The organism is Anabaena sp. TISTR 8404 (assembly GCF_056847745.1).
Window position 1 is genome coordinate 6123309 of sequence record NZ_CP180578.1, and the last position, 14941, is coordinate 6138249.

Below are 14941 nucleotides of genomic sequence, written 5' to 3' on the forward strand. Positions count from 1 at the left end.
CAGTAAATTCAAGGCTTTGAGCCATCAATACTCTCTTAACTTAAGTGACTAATAAAAGTTTCACTTCAAGAGATTTAGGACTGCACTGAATAAACTCATACCTTTTTGCAGACATACGAATCATTAGACAGCATCGCCTTGTTTTTGTTAGTTTTCACTTCGTTCCACCCAACCTACACTTTATTCCACTGTTTATCCTACTTGTTCTAAATACTGATTAATGTCTTCAATGAGCCGAGTTAATTCAGCTTCGGTAGTTAAGCGGATGGTAACATCACGTACCGTCAGCAGAACTTTAGCCGCAAAGGGGGTAGGCCAAATATTTGGATTACAGAAAATTTCTAAAAACACCTCGCCAGTGTAACGGTATTCCAAGGGAGGCTGGGGAGTGACTTTACCGCCAGCAGCAGGTTTAGCTGCAACAGCTTTCAGACGCTCCATTAATTGATCTATGGCGGCCTTTAATTCTCGTGCGGCTTGGGGCGAAAAACTGAAGGAGACAGAACCTTCAACTAAGTTCAATGTCAAAGGAGTTGAAGACATGAGCTTGATTAACTTTTTTTGATACTTACTTATATTAGCGGATGGTGATACATTCAACTGCGCTAATCTTGGGGTACTAGAGCGAATTAATTAAAAATTAAATTAATGAAAATTTCTGATGATTTAATGATAAAAAACTGCGCTTATTTATGAGATAGATACTAATGAACAACAAGGTTGTAGTAAATTTTCATTAGAAATAATCTCAATAGTTGAAATAAAAATACTGAAGCATATAGAGAATTATTTTAACTAAGCAAAAATTCGTTGTATCTGATTAACGTTTTGAGATTTACACTTAGAAGTTATAGAACTTGCTGTTAAAAAACATCTATGATTTACGATAATCGGGCGACTGTACGAAAAGTTTTAATAATTACCCTAGTGCTGAATTTATTCGTAATGGGTTTAAAAGCAGTTGTGGGTTATTGGACTGGTTCTTTAAGCTTATTAGCTGACGCTTTACATAGTGTGACAGACAGTGCCAATAACGTTTTAGGTTTAGTTACTAGTAAGTTTTCTTCACCCCATCCTGACCGTGAACACCCTTACGGACATCAAAAATTTGAAGCAGTGGGAGCTTTGGGAATTGCTGCTTTTTTAGGTATAGCTTGTTTTGAAATTCTCCAAGGAGCAGTAGAGAGAATTATCAAAGGTGGTGAGCCTGTGCGTATCTCACCACCTGAGTTGTGGTTATTACTAATAGTGTTGGGGGTGAATATTTTTGTGGCGTTTTACGAACGCAGAGTTGGTCAAAGAGTAGGTAGCCCAATTTTAATTGCTGATGCTACGCATACTATGAGCGATGTTTGGGTGACAATTTCGGTAATTGGCGGCTTGATTGGAGTTTGGCTTGGTTATCAATGGCTAGATATAGCGTTGGCTTTTCCGGTGGCTTTGTTAGTATTTTGGAGTGGCTGGTCAGTTTTAAAAGCTAACTTACCTTGGTTGGTGGATCAAATGGCGATCGCACCAGAAGCCATCCATGCGATCGCTACTTCTGTACCGGGAGTGCTGAATTGTCATGATATTGCTTCTAGGGGTGTTTTGGGTAGGCAAGTTTTCATTGAAATGCATTTAATTGTAGATGCACCAGATGTAGAAACTGCCCACCGCATCACTGAACATGTTGAAAGGCTGCTGGAAGAACGCTTTCATCCTGTGCGAATTCTGATTCACGTCGAGCCGCCAGAATACAAATCTGAACAGATTAGCTTTAATTAGTAATGAGTTAATGGTCAATAGTCAATGGTTATTGGTTTTCTTTCTCATACTAAGTTACTGTTCAGAAATGGTATTTCTACTTTCTACTCCCTACTCCCACCCCAATTGACTATATTTGACTGCAACTTGGTATCAACACCTATCACCTAATAATTCTGATATAGGAATCCGATTTGATTACTGAAAATCCTTGTGTAGGTAGGGAATGCTTAACAGGGAACGCTTAACAGATAACAGGAAAGTTAGATGTGTACTGATTTTTTTCACTAATCAAAAATGAGTCTTATCGTTAGTAACTGACTTGGCGACAAGCACCACTAGTTCAGTTGGGTCAACTGGTTTAGCAACATGGGTTTGAAAACCCGCTTCTAAGGCGCGGACACGATCCTCGCTATCACCGTAGGCGGTTAAAGCAATTGCTGGGGTTTTTCCTCCTTGGTCTGGTTTGAGCGATCGCACTTTGCGTATGAGAGTGTAACCATCTTCCTCAGGCATAGCAATATCACATACCACAACGTCCGGGTGTTGCTTTATCAGTTCTTCTAGTGCAGCGGCGGCTGATGCTACTGCGACAACATTGGCTCCATCTGCTTCTAAGACGGTGGTGACGTAAAAGCGACTATCATCATCGTCATCAACTACCAGGACATTTAAGCCAGCAAGAGGCAGAGGAGCTTCCATAAAATCTCCGTTAACATTGAAAAATGTTGATTCTTTCAAGTGAAATTGTTGTTTTTCCTTAGCTACCATACTATTAATAATTTTACTGCGATCGCAGCAGATTTTACCTAAAACAACCTCATTTTATCCAAGATTATTGCAATTTTCTATTTTTTACTTGCTGGCATTTTTTATTACTACCTTAATTACTTTTTGTGAACATTTCTGTATGGACAAAATAAATAATACTCTAATCAATAATATGTGTAATGCTTATCTCAGCAAAATTGAAAACTATCTAACTAAAGTCGTATTTCCCAAGATATATATCTATATTTCCTCAAAAGCTGTAACACTTGTATTGATTTTAACTCAGACGTGAATACTCAAGATAATCATACTCCCTTTCAAGTTGACCTTACTAACTGCGACAAAGAGCCAATTCACATTCCTGGCTCCATTCAGCCACATGGGATAATTTTGGCATTAAAAGAACCAGAATTAACTATTTTACAAATTAGTTGTAATACCTTAGATATCTTGAAAATTCCCTATGAAGAGTTACTCAATCAGCCTTTAGAAAAGATACTTGATTCAGACCAAATTAACTTATTAAAAGATTGTTTACAGCAAGAAGAATTAGAATTTGTCAATCCAATTGAAATAACTATTAAACTTGACAAAGAAATCTTATATTTTGATGGAATTATACATCGTTCAAACGGGTTGTTGATTTTAGAATTAGAGCCTAATTTTCAACAAAAAACTAATACCTATTTCAAGTTTTATCATGTAGTAAAATATGCCATGTCGAAGTTACAGACAGCAAGCACTGTGATAGAACTCAGTCAAATGCTGGCCAAAGAAGTAAAACAAATTACTGGATTTGACCGAGTATTAGTCTATCGATTTGATGAAAATTGGCATGGTGCAGTAATAGCTGAAGAAAAACTCGATTCTCTTACGTCTTACTTAGGGTTACACTACCCAGCTTCTGATATTCCGCAACAAGCTAGAAAACTTTACAGCGAAAATTGGCTGCGGTTAGTACCAAATGTTAATTATCAACCAGCAGCAATTGTACCTACAAATAACCCTTTGACAGAACAGCCGTTAAATTTAAGTAAGTCAGTTTTGCGTAGTGTTTCGCCTTTACATGTTGAATATATGCAGAATATGGGCGTGACAGCATCAATGTCTATTACTTTGATGAAAAATCAAAAACTTTGGGGACTGATTTCTTGCCATCATCAATCTCCAAAATATGTACCTTATGAAATGCGTAATGCTTGTGAATTTTTAGGTCAAATGGCATCGATAGAACTTGGCAATAAAGAAGATACGGAAGATACACAATATAAAATTCGATTAAAATCTATTCATTCTAAATTAGTCGAGTATATGTCGGTAGAAAAAAACTTTCTTGAAGGTTTAATTAACTACCAACCAAATCTCTTAAATCTTGTTAATGCCCAAGGAGCAGTGGTATGTTTTTCAGAAAAGTATTTTACTATTGGTCACACCCCAAAAAAACGAGATCTGGAAAATTTAATTGACTGGATTAATCAAAATTTGCAAGAAGAAATTTTTTATACCGATTCGCTATCGCAAGTTTATTCGGAAGCAGAAAAGTTTCGGAATGTAGCGAGTGGTTTGATTATGCTGCGTTTTTCTAAGACGCAGAAAAATTGTGTTTTGTGGTTTCGTCCAGAAGTAGTGCGGACAGTCAATTGGGGAGGAAATCCTCATAAACCAGTAGAAGTAACAACAAATGGAAGTTTGCGACTATCACCACGAAAATCTTTTGAGTTATGGAAAGAAAGAGTGCAGTTGAAGTCTCTTCCTTGGAAACCTTGTGAAGTCAATGCAGCACGAGAATTGCGAAGTGCAATTGTAGATGTAGTGCTGCGGAAGGTAGATGAACTAGCACGATTAAATATTGAATTAGAACGTAGCAATGACGAATTAGATGCTTTTGCATACATTGCTTCTCATGATTTAAAAGAACCACTACGGGGGATTCATAATTACTCGAACTTTTTGATTGAAGACTATGGCGAAACTTTAAATGAAGAAGGTAAAGCCAAGTTAAAAACTTTGATGCGTCTCACGCAGCGAATGGAAGATTTAATTGATTCGCTGTTGCATTTTTCCCGCTTGGGAAGGGTGGATTTATCCATGCAACAAACTGACATTAACGGTGTGGTGCAACGCAGTTTAGATTTGTTGAGTGCGCGAATTGAAGAGATGAAGGTAGAAATTCGGATTCCTAGACTCTTACCGACAATATATTGCGATCGCGTGCAAGTTGGCGAAGTCTTCAATAATCTGATTGCCAATGCCATAAAATATAACGACAAAGACCACAAATGGATTGAAATTGGCTATATAGATAATCCACCCCGACCAGTGACATTCTACGTGCGAGACAATGGTATTGGCATTCGTGACAAACACTTTGACGCAATTTTTCGCATATTTAAACGATTGCACGGGCCAAGTAAATATGGCGGTGGTACAGGCGCAGGACTAACTATTACCAAAAAAATTGTTGAACGACATGGGGGTAAAATTTGGGTAGAGTCAAACTACGGCGAAGGCACTACCTTTTATTTCACACTACAAGGAGTGGATTAAACCAATGGTTGGTAATCCGGCTCAACCTTTGTTAGTAATTGAAGATAGTGATGAAGATTTTGAAGCTTTCTGTCGTATCATCAAGCATCAAAAAGTTATCAATCCCGTCTTTCGTTGTACTGATGGTGATGAAGCACTTGATTTTTTATACCATACCGGACTTTATGAAGATATTCAAACTGCTCCTCGTCCGTCAATTATTTTGTTAGACCTCAATTTGCCAGGAACTGATGGGCGAGAAGTTATCAAGCAAATTAAGCAAGATAATAATTTGAAAACTATCCCTGTGATCGTATTCACTACTTCTTCTAACCCAAAAGATATAGAAATATGTTATCGGTATTGTGTCAACAGCTATATTTTGAAGCCAATCGATATCAACCAATTGGTAAAAACAATTCAAAGTTTTATCGCTTATTGGTTAGATACCGTGATTCTCCCTGATGCTGTAAGCAACTAGTCATGGTGCAACCGCTTACCATTTTAATCATCGACGATTCGCCCGAAGACCGCGAGGTTTATCGTCGTTATCTGCTGCAAGACAAGGAATATAGTTACACCATTCTCGAATCAGAAACGGGAGAGGAAGCCTTAGAACTATATCGGCAATTTCAGACAGATTGTATTTTGTTAGATTTTTTATTGCCAGATATGGATGGGCTAGAATTTCTGGCTGAATTGCCCAAACTGGCAAAAAAAACCATGCCAGTAATGGTGATGTTGACTGGGTATGGTAACGAATCCGTCGCGGTTCAGGCTATGAAGAGTGGTGTTCATGACTATTTGGTAAAAGGACAAACAACAGCAGAACGTTTGCATTCTACTATCCACTCAGCAGTTGCTCAAGTTAAGTTGCGTCAAGAATTGCAAGAAAGTGAAGCACGCTTACGAGAAACTCAGCAGTTTATTGAACGCATAGCCGAAACCACACCAGGAATTTTGTATGTTTATGATTTGCGAGAACAACGCAATGCTTATCTAAATGGTCAAGTTTATAGACTGCTGGGTTACACTTCCCAAAAAATTCAAGATATGGGCAGGGAATTCTTAATTAAGTTAATGCATCCAGAGGATTTTCCTCTGTTCTCTCTGCATTTGCAACAAGTTGTCACAATTCAAGATAACGAAATTCTAGAATTTGAGTACCGGATGCGCCATGCAAATGGTCAATGGCGTTGGTTTTACAGTCGAGACACTGTATTCACCAGAAATGATGATGGTTCGCCACGCCAAATTATCGGGACAGCTTATGATATTACTACCCGCAAGCAAACTGAAGAACAGTTACGCTTAAGCAATGAGCGTTTTCAACTAGCTGCTGCGGCAGTGAATTGTCTGATATATGATTGGAATATTCCAGAAAATATAGTTGAGCGGACGGAAGGGTTAACTCGGATTCTTGGCTACACTCAACAAGAAGCGGAACCAACTCCACAATGGTGGCTGGAAAAAATACATCCCGAAGATAGAGACTTCTTGCAACGTTCTTACGAGATGATGTCTGCGGATGATAACTACTATGCTGTAGAGTATAGAGTCCGTCATAAAAATAATGAATATCGCTATGTATTAGATCAGGGAGTGATTACACGCGATCAAAACGGACAAGCATTAAGGGCTGTTGGGAGTACAACGGATATTAGCGATCGCAAACATCAAGAAGCAGCTTTGCTTGCAAGTGAAGCTAAGTTGCGCAGAATCATCGAATCTAATGTGATTGGCATTTATTTTGGCGATTTTAGCGGCCGTATCTATGAAGCCAATGATGCTTTTTTAGAAATGTTTGGCTACACCCGTGCAGAATTAAAAGCCGGAAATCTGCGTTGGGAGGCTTTAACTCCACCAGAATATTACTCCTTAGATCAGCAAAAAGTGCGAGAATTGCAAACTACCGGGGTTTGTACTCCTTTTGAAAAAGAATATCTCCGCAAAGATGGTACGCGTGTGCCAATTTTATTAGGAATTGCTTGCCTTGATAACTCAAATCAGCAAGGTTATAGTGCTTGCTTTGTGCTGGATCTCACTCAACGCAAACGTGCAGAAGCTGCTTTACGCCAAAGTGAAGCCCGTTACCGCTACTTGTCTGATGCTATACCTCAGCTTGTCTGGATTGGTAATGCTCAAGGGGAATGTGAGCATGTGAATCAAAGATGGTATGAATTCACTGGACAAACCCTAGAACAAGCGCAAGGATTAGGCTGGAAAAACATCTTACATCCAGATGACATTCAACCATTTATCCAGCAATGGATGAGATCTATGCAAACAGGAGAAACTTACGAACAAGAATTACGGTATAGAAAACATGATGGCAGTTATCGCTGGTATTTAGCTAGAGGTGTACCCATCAGAGATGAGCAAGGAAATGTGGTTAAGTGGTTTGGTACTAGTACAGATATAAACGATCGCAAGCAATTAGAAGCAGAACGTCAGCAACTGTTGCAATTAGAACAAACCGCCCGTGCTGAAGCTGAAGCCGCTAACCGCACTAAAGATGAATTTGTGGCAATGGTATCACACGATTTGCGATCGCCTTTGAATGCTATTTTGGGTTGGACGCAACTACTACGGACAAGGGAGTTTGACAAAGAAACTGTCAACCGCGCCTTAGAAACCATCGAGCGCAATGCTTTATCTCAGGGAAAACTTTTAGAAGACTTGCTGAATATGTCTCGCATTCTGCGAGGTCAGTTACACCTAGATTTGAAACAAGTTAATTTAGCAGCGATTGTCGGTGAAGCCATCCAGGCGACTTACCCAGCCGCCCATACGAAAAATATTTATCTTGAATCTGTGATTGATCAGTCAATACCTCCAATAACTGGTGATGGCGATCGCTTATTGCAAGTTTTAGGCAATTTACTTTCCAACGCGATTAAGTTTACCCCAGCAGGCGGAAGAATAGACGTTAAACTTGAAGCCATATCTGAACCAACTTCTTCTGGCTCAGCACTCATTCAAGTCACTGATACAGGTATTGGCATTAGTCCAGAATTTTTGCCATTCGTGTTTGAACGCTACCGCCAAGATGAGCGTCATCCCAAACAAGGTGGTTTAGGATTAGGTTTAGCGATCGCTCGTTACTTAGTAGAACTTCACGGCGGTACAATTCAAGCCAGCAGCCTTGGGGAAGGAAAAGGTTCTACCTTCAGCATCAAGTTACCTCTGCACTAAATTTCAGATGAAATTATTAAAAATAAATTTCAATTTTCAAAATCAGTTATCAGAATTGATTTGTTGACTTATCTATAGCATTCATAAAAATTAAGCAAAGTTTAAAATTAAAATTTTGTTACCAAATATACAGTAATCCTTGGTGATTAACTTTTGAATACATAAATAAGGTATGTAATAAATTTGGAATGACTAAAAATAAAGCTTTCTCAAAGTTTTAATCATAGGGATCATCCCATTTCTAAGTACAAATCACTTAAAAGTAAATTTATATATCTAAAGTGGGATGGTAAAAGCACCTAACGATTAGGATAATAAACAAAGCAATCGCAAAAGTTTCTAAGCTAAAGTTTTCTTTAAGATTTACAGCCAAGATTATGGCTGTTTGTTACGTTGGTTAAACCAAAAATTGCCAGGTAAAACTAACATTCCTACCAAGCAAAAAATAGTCACATCCAGGGGATTAAAAATGCAGACAGTACAAAAAATTTACTGCCCAAATTGTGGTAGTAAAGCAGAGCGTTATTATATTTTGGACAGTGAATTAACACGTACCCAATGCTCAAGTTGTGATTACTTGATGATTAGTTGCACACGTACTGGTAAAGTAGTTGAAGCTTACGCCCCTGGAATTCAACTTAGTAAAAAGTAAAAAGTAAAAAGCAAAAGAATGAAGTTTCATACTTCACACTTCATACTTCAGACTTCCTAAGTTGTCCACAAGCGGCATCAGCTTCTAAACCACGAGAATAACGGACACTAACAGCAATCTTTTGTTGTTGAAGAATGTTTACAAAAGCTTGAATGCGATCGCGGCTAGGACGTTGATAATCAACTTCTTGAATTGGGTTATAGGGAATTAAGTTAACATGACTTTGGAATCCGCGCAGGCGTTGTGCTAGTTCTAAAGCGTGTTCTGGCAAATCGTTAACACCAGCCAGCAAGATATATTCAAAAGTTACACGGCGGCCTGTAATTGCTACGTATTCCCGACATTCAGTTAGTAAATCTTCTAAAGGATAAGGGCGGGCGCTGGGGATAAGTTGTTCTCGGAGTGCTTGGTTGGGGGCGTGGAGACTCACCGCCAGAGTAACTTGCAAATGATGTTGGGCGAATTGACGAATGCGATCGCGGATTCCTACTGTAGAAACAGTTAGCATCCGCTGTCCAATACCAACATCTTGATTTAACGATGTAAGTGCGGCTAAGACATTATCTGTATTTAGCAACGGTTCACCCATACCCATGAACACTACATTGCTAACTCGTTCTTGAAAGTCCTCTTGTACAGTTAACACCTGATCAACAATTTCATGACGGGCTAAGTTGCGTTTATAGCCACCTTTACCAGTAGCGCAGAAATCGCAAGCCATTGGACAACCCACCTGGGTAGAAACGCAGACAGTTAACCGCTTATCGGCGGGAATACCCACAGTTTCGATAATCTGCCCGTCAGCTAGTTGCAGTAGATATTTGACTGTACCATCGGGTGCAGCTTTGCGGTAGTGGATGGTAGAACGTCCAATGGGGATATCTGCAATTTCCGCCCGCCATTGTTTAGGAAAGACAGAAATATCAGCAAGCGATCGCACTTGCTTGTGATATATCCAATCATGTAACTGTTTACCCCTGTAGGCTGGTTGTCCCTGCTGCTGCACCCAAGCAGTTAACTCGCTAACCGAAGCACCGAGTAGGGGAGGTAATTCTAATGTTTTAGAAGTGGGTGAGTTAACTTGAGAAATTGATGGCGTAGCAGACATAGGGAGGGACTTACAAGTTGAGACTGGGATCTCTATCCTAAGCTGTTACGCTAGGAAATTGCATATTTAACGTGAATTCAACAAGTCTGTTTTTACCTCTCCCCCAGCCCCTCTCCGCGTCGGAGAGGGGAGAAAATACAATAGTTTTGCTTACTCCTCCTTGGCCTTGTAGGAAAGAGACGCTGGGAGGGAGAGGTTCATTGAACTCACGTTATTTAGTTTGAATACCCACTCACATACTTAATTACTGGATCTGTTTGTACAACCCGACCATTTTTGATAATGTCTAGACTCGCACCATTGACAACATATTCATAGTTTTTATTCTTAACGACATATCCTGTACCTTCTTCTGTGTAAGCGGGTAGAGAACGAATACCTTTACCATTCAGCTTAGAAATTCCTGTATAGAAAAGCTGTCCTCTCTTTTTACAAATATGAATATAGAAGTTCGTAGTTTCAATATAAGCTTCTAACCGCCCGCCGCCTGCATATTGAGGGCAAGTATATGCATTGGCAATTAGCTGACTATGTACTGCTGAAACTTGAGTAGAATCTAATTGTGCAGCACTTGCAGATGAAGATGTCCCCACAATTCCCGTTAGTAGTGAAGCCGCGCCGCAAGCAGTAGCCAAAATTAGTGACAATGATTTATTTTCTATCTGATGAAAGCTGTTCATGTTCAGTTGCGAAATTTGATTACTTTAAGCTTCAAACTCAACTTGCCGTTTTTCGGAATCTAGAAAAAAAATATTGGACTTACTTAACAACACCAATTTATTCAAGACAGGCAGAGTGAACTGAACAGTCTTATCCTACAGTATTATTAGTTTGGGCTTTTAGTAGCGATCGCTCTTTATTCACCTCATGTAAAGCATCAATTGGATTACTGAGAATATTCATCAATACTTGATTTATTTGTGAATTGGAATTGGGATCACATCCCTACTAAAATGCGGCTATGTAAAAACTTTTAAAAAACGTAAGTTCGATGAACCTCTCCCCAACCCCTCTCCGCGTCGGAGAAGGGTTGAAAATACAGAAAAAACCCGCATAGGTGGGTTCAAAAATTTCAATTTTCTGTTAGAGAGACTTTGCTTTTGTAGTAGCGAATATAATTCGCTGATTAATTTTAGATATCTTCTCAAAAATTAACCAAATGTTGTGCTATTCCAGCCCCACATTGCACCTTTAGCATCTGCAAATTCTATGTAAATACGATTTTGTGGTACACCTAAAGCTTGATTAATTTGCTGGCAAAAATCTTGACTCATTGCTTGAGTTTGGTCTGGCTTCATTGAACCAATACTTTTAATTTCGATGTAACAAACGGGGTCTGTAGTCCCAGCAAAAGTCATGGGTACATCTGCTTCAAACGCTGTCATCACATAAGATTCGGGTTTACCTAAATGTTTTGCTAACTTCCCTGACAAACTCTTTAGCATGGTCTCAACTTCAGATTTTGCAGGCGCAGATACAGAAGTTTGTACTTTAATTAATGGCATAGCACCGAATTAGAGTTTTGACGTTATTTACATTGTTAAGTTTATCGAACCTAGGTAGAGACTAGATAAAAACGATAATTATTCTGTTCCCTGTTCCCTTGGAATTAAGAACGAAATAAATGCTGATATTCAGGATTATATAAGTGCGATCGCCCGTTTGTTGGCAGAAGTGCGGGACTAATTACATACAGTGTGGTACGAATGAGATTTTCTTGATGAGTGCATTCTGCCATTTGCTTGAGGGGAACAACCCGAATTTTTTCATCCGGCCAACCTAGGCGAAAGCAAATTGCAACTGGGGTATCACTTGGGTAATGTTCGAGTAATTTAGCTTGGGCATTTTCGATGTGACGCGCACTCAAGTATAAGCATAAACTAGCTTGATGGGCGGCGAGGCTGGCTAACTCTTCTGTTGCTGGGACTTCAGTACGCCCGCTAATGCGTGTCAGGATAATAGTTTGGACTAAACCGGGAACAGTTAATTCTACTTTAAGTTTGGCCGCAGCTGCTTGAAAGGCGCTAATTCCAGGAACGACTTCAAAGGGAATATTCGCCTCAGCCAGCATTTGCATTTGTTCGTGGACAGCACTGTAGAGACTGGGGTCGCCAGAATGAAGCCGGACGAGAGATTTGTGCGATCGCACTTTTTCTACCATCAACCCTACAATCTCTTCTAAAGTCTTATCCGCAGTTGGAATAATTTCCGCATCCTCTCGGCAAAGATTTAATATTTGTTCTGGAACTAAAGCATCAGCAAATAAAATTACATCTGCCGCAGAGAGGAGTTTTTGCGCCTTAACCGTTAATAAATCTGGATCTCCTGGCCCTGCTCCTACAATATAAACTGCTGTTTTTATAGAATTTAGCTGAGTTTCCATACAAAAAACTTATATTACTTTTACGTATTTACCCGTAAACTAAAAATTCCCCCAAAAATTTTTTGGCATTTTCTCAGTATCTTTCCGGATTCACCCTCTAACTATAGAAGAGTGGAATGGTAGATGCACCCTGGTTAAGCCCTAGAGTAAAATCTGGGGCATTTTTTATTTTTGGTCATTTGTGAAAAGTGCTGAGTGCTGAGGTTTGAGTAAAATATTCTTCCACTACACCCTCACACCCTTACACCCTTGTTAATCACTAGCCGCAACCACATCAGGTAAAGGGCGTTTACGAAAATACAGCCAAGCTAACCCGGTCAAGCCAGCAATAATACCTGTTAAACTCACAACTTGGGCTATCCGCAGCGGCCCCAGCATCAAGCTATCAGTGCGCAAACCTTCAATCCAAAAGCGACCTGTGCTGTAGGCTGTTAAGTAAACCATAAATATAGTGCCTACTTTCAGGCGTAGCTTGCCAGACAGACCCCGGAAAAATAAACTTAATAGCAAGGCAAACACCATTAAATCCCACAGCGATTCATATAAAAAGGTGGGATGAAAGTATTCAAAATTTGTTAACCCTTCAGGGCGGCGTTCTGGTGGAATATATAGCTTCCAAGGTAAATTAGTGGGAGCGCCAAAGGCTTCTGAGTTAAAGAAATTACCCCAGCGCCCGATTGCCTGTCCTAAAATCAGGGAAGGCGCGACTAAATCTGCTAGTTGCCAAAAAGAAACGCGCTTGAGTTTGGCAAAAATTAAGGCGGCTATTGTTCCACCGATAATTGCGCCGTGAATGGCTATACCGCCTTCCCAAATAGCGATAATCTTTTCTGGACGTTGGGCATATTCTGCCCATTCAAATAAAACATAATATAGTCGTGCGGCGGGAATTGCCCCAATCACCAGCCAAATGGACAAATCACTCAGCAACTCTGGATTCACATTTCGGCGTTTTGCCAGGTACTGAGACAGGCTGACACCAACTAACACCGCCGTAGCAATCAATAAGCCGTACCAGCGGATAGTTAATGGCCCGATTTTCACCAAAATGGGGCCTGGAGAAGTAAATTGAAATGCCAAAGGCAAAGAAGAGATATCCAGTACCATGCAAAACTACCTAGATAACTACAGTGTTTAGCTTGAGCAGCTGACAACCCTATCACTGGTAGGGGAGTTTTGTCTATAAACCATTAGAGCAGGTTTTGCTTGTAGATAGGACTTACGCAACAAAGGTTAGTCCAGTAGGGTGTGTCTAGACTACAGATTCGGAAAAATTAGCTTTTAAGTATGGGGATTTCCCTGTTGCCTATTGCCCGTTCCCTGTTCCCTTAAAAAAAAATCGCCCCCTGAGTTCAGGAGGCGCATCACGGTTATAGATTATTAACTAGCAACATATTCTTTAACGTTGGCGCGACGGCGGCGCAGATGAGCCAAGGCTTGATGTTCGAGTTGACGAACACGTTCGCGGCTGAGATTTAATCGTTCACCAACTTTCGCCAAGGACAATTCGTTACCATCCTCTAAACCAAAGCGCAGGGCTAAAACTTCCCGCTGTTGGGGTGTGAGTTCTGCTAACAAGGTGTTGAGGTCTTGGCGCAAGAATTCCTGGGTGGTGTAGTACTCTGGTGATGGGCCTTCATCTTCCAGCATTTCTTGCAGTTCGGTGTCTTGGTTATCACCGACACGCACATCTAAAGAAACTGGTTGACGTGCCATATTCAGATATTCCCGAATTTGGGCTGGTTCTAATTCCAGTTCTTTGGCGATTTCGGCGGGTGTAGGAGAACGACCCAAGGTTTGGGCTAGTTCACGCTGCACTTTTTTGATTTTGTTCAGTTTTTCGGTGATGTGAATTGGTAAGCGAATGGTGCGGCCTTGTTGAGCGATCGCACGGGTAATTGCTTGGCGAATCCACCAGTAAGCGTAAGTTGAGAATTTATATCCGCGTGTGGGATCGAATTTCTCTACACCTCTTTCTAATCCGAGTGTTCCTTCTTGGATTAAATCGAGAAATTCCATGTTGCGCTTCTGGTATTTCTTGGCGATCGCTACGACTAAGCGCAAGTTCGCCTCAATCATTTTTTGCTTTGCCCGTTTACCTTGAGCTACCGTTTGTTTGACATCGGTTTCTGATTGTTTAACGTGGTTTGCCCACTCTGGTAAACTCGGTTCGCGGTGCAATTTCTTCGCCAAAGCTTCTTTCGCTTCGACTAGTGTCATCATTTGTTGCACCTGCTTCCCATAGACAATTTCTTGCTCACGGGTTAGCAGTGGTACACGACCAATTTCCCGCAGATAGGTTCGCACCATATCAGCCGTGAATTTGGTGTTTAGGTTTTCAGTTTGGGTGTTAACAGTAGGCATTGGTGCGTTGTCCTCTACTCCGTAAACACAATAAATCTTCAATAACTAAATGCAATTAGGAAAAGCTATCTATAAAACACAGAACTCAGGTGGTTCCTGGGGATTGCCTATTCAGAAATTTATTCCTCTGTAATCCCTGATTTTCTGATTTTTTCTCCTTCGTTCTGGCTTTAACAGTCCATGACGGCTATTAAAA

At 40.2% G+C, this 14941-nt stretch carries 13 protein-coding genes; 5 read left to right on the forward strand and 8 right to left on the reverse strand.

Annotated elements, in window-relative coordinates; translation table 11 throughout:
* Positions 1 to 192 precede the first annotated feature (192 nt).
* Positions 193 to 543: a hypothetical protein gene (locus ACMX3D_RS26545; RefSeq protein ID WP_190979061.1), complete on the reverse strand. Its 351-nt coding sequence runs from the start codon at positions 541 to 543 to the stop codon at positions 193 to 195.
* Positions 544 to 876: 333 nt separating this feature from the next.
* On the opposite strand from ACMX3D_RS26545, the gene cdf31 reads away from it, so the two are divergent.
* Positions 877 to 1767, forward strand: a complete 891-nt coding sequence (gene cdf31, locus ACMX3D_RS26550; RefSeq protein WP_482748769.1) for a CDF family zinc efflux transporter Cdf31 — start codon at positions 877 to 879, stop codon at positions 1765 to 1767.
* A gap of 270 nt (positions 1768 to 2037) precedes the next feature.
* Here the strand turns inward: cdf31 and ACMX3D_RS26555 are convergent, their stop codons facing one another.
* Positions 2038 to 2448, reverse strand: coding sequence for a response regulator (locus ACMX3D_RS26555; RefSeq protein ID WP_482752432.1), 411 nt, complete (start codon positions 2446 to 2448; stop codon positions 2038 to 2040).
* A 357-nt stretch (positions 2449 to 2805) separates the two neighbouring features.
* On the opposite strand from ACMX3D_RS26555, the gene ACMX3D_RS26560 reads away from it, so the two are divergent.
* The 4 genes from ACMX3D_RS26560 to ACMX3D_RS26575 all read left to right on the forward strand — a co-directional run bounded on the left by ACMX3D_RS26560 (position 2806) and on the right by ACMX3D_RS26575 (position 8890).
* A complete protein-coding gene (locus tag ACMX3D_RS26560) occupies positions 2806 to 5064 on the forward strand; it encodes an ATP-binding protein (protein WP_482748770.1) in 2259 nt (752 codons plus the stop codon).
* A gap of 4 nt (positions 5065 to 5068) precedes the next feature.
* Positions 5069 to 5524, forward strand: a complete 456-nt coding sequence (locus ACMX3D_RS26565; RefSeq protein ID WP_482748771.1) for a response regulator — start codon at positions 5069 to 5071, stop codon at positions 5522 to 5524.
* Positions 5525 to 5526: 2 nt separating this feature from the next.
* Positions 5527 to 8238 carry a PAS domain-containing protein gene (locus ACMX3D_RS26570; protein WP_482748772.1) on the forward strand — a complete coding sequence of 904 codons (2712 nt, stop codon included), beginning with the start codon at positions 5527 to 5529 and terminating at the stop codon, positions 8236 to 8238.
* A 469-nt stretch (positions 8239 to 8707) separates the two neighbouring features.
* Positions 8708 to 8890 carry a replication restart DNA helicase PriA gene (locus tag ACMX3D_RS26575; RefSeq protein WP_482748773.1) on the forward strand — a complete coding sequence of 61 codons (183 nt, stop codon included), beginning with the start codon at positions 8708 to 8710 and terminating at the stop codon, positions 8888 to 8890.
* 40 nt (positions 8891 to 8930) lie between these two features.
* Here ACMX3D_RS26575 and rlmN read toward each other — a convergent pair whose 3' ends face one another.
* The 6 genes from rlmN to ACMX3D_RS26605 form a co-directional block, all read right to left on the reverse strand.
* Positions 8931 to 9998, reverse strand: coding sequence for a dual-specificity RNA methyltransferase RlmN (rlmN, locus tag ACMX3D_RS26580; RefSeq protein WP_482748774.1), 1068 nt, complete (start codon positions 9996 to 9998; stop codon positions 8931 to 8933).
* A gap of 215 nt (positions 9999 to 10213) precedes the next feature.
* Entirely contained in the window at positions 10214 to 10678 is a 465-nt protein-coding gene (locus ACMX3D_RS26585; protein ID WP_482748775.1) for a hypothetical protein, read from the reverse strand.
* A 471-nt stretch (positions 10679 to 11149) separates the two neighbouring features.
* On the reverse strand, positions 11150 to 11503 hold the full coding sequence (locus tag ACMX3D_RS26590; RefSeq protein WP_482748776.1) for a phenylpyruvate tautomerase MIF-related protein: 354 nt from the start codon (positions 11501 to 11503) through the stop codon (positions 11150 to 11152).
* A 104-nt stretch (positions 11504 to 11607) separates the two neighbouring features.
* On the reverse strand, positions 11608 to 12381 hold the full coding sequence (gene cobM, locus ACMX3D_RS26595) for a precorrin-4 C(11)-methyltransferase (RefSeq protein WP_482748777.1): 774 nt from the start codon (positions 12379 to 12381) through the stop codon (positions 11608 to 11610).
* A gap of 252 nt (positions 12382 to 12633) precedes the next feature.
* Positions 12634 to 13488 (reverse strand): prolipoprotein diacylglyceryl transferase, encoded by an 855-nt coding sequence (lgt, locus tag ACMX3D_RS26600; protein ID WP_482748778.1) that lies wholly within the window; start codon positions 13486 to 13488, stop codon positions 12634 to 12636.
* 273 nt (positions 13489 to 13761) lie between these two features.
* Positions 13762 to 14745 (reverse strand): RNA polymerase sigma factor, RpoD/SigA family, encoded by a 984-nt coding sequence (locus ACMX3D_RS26605; RefSeq protein WP_482748779.1) that lies wholly within the window; start codon positions 14743 to 14745, stop codon positions 13762 to 13764.
* Between the last annotated feature and the right edge of the window lie 196 nt (positions 14746 to 14941).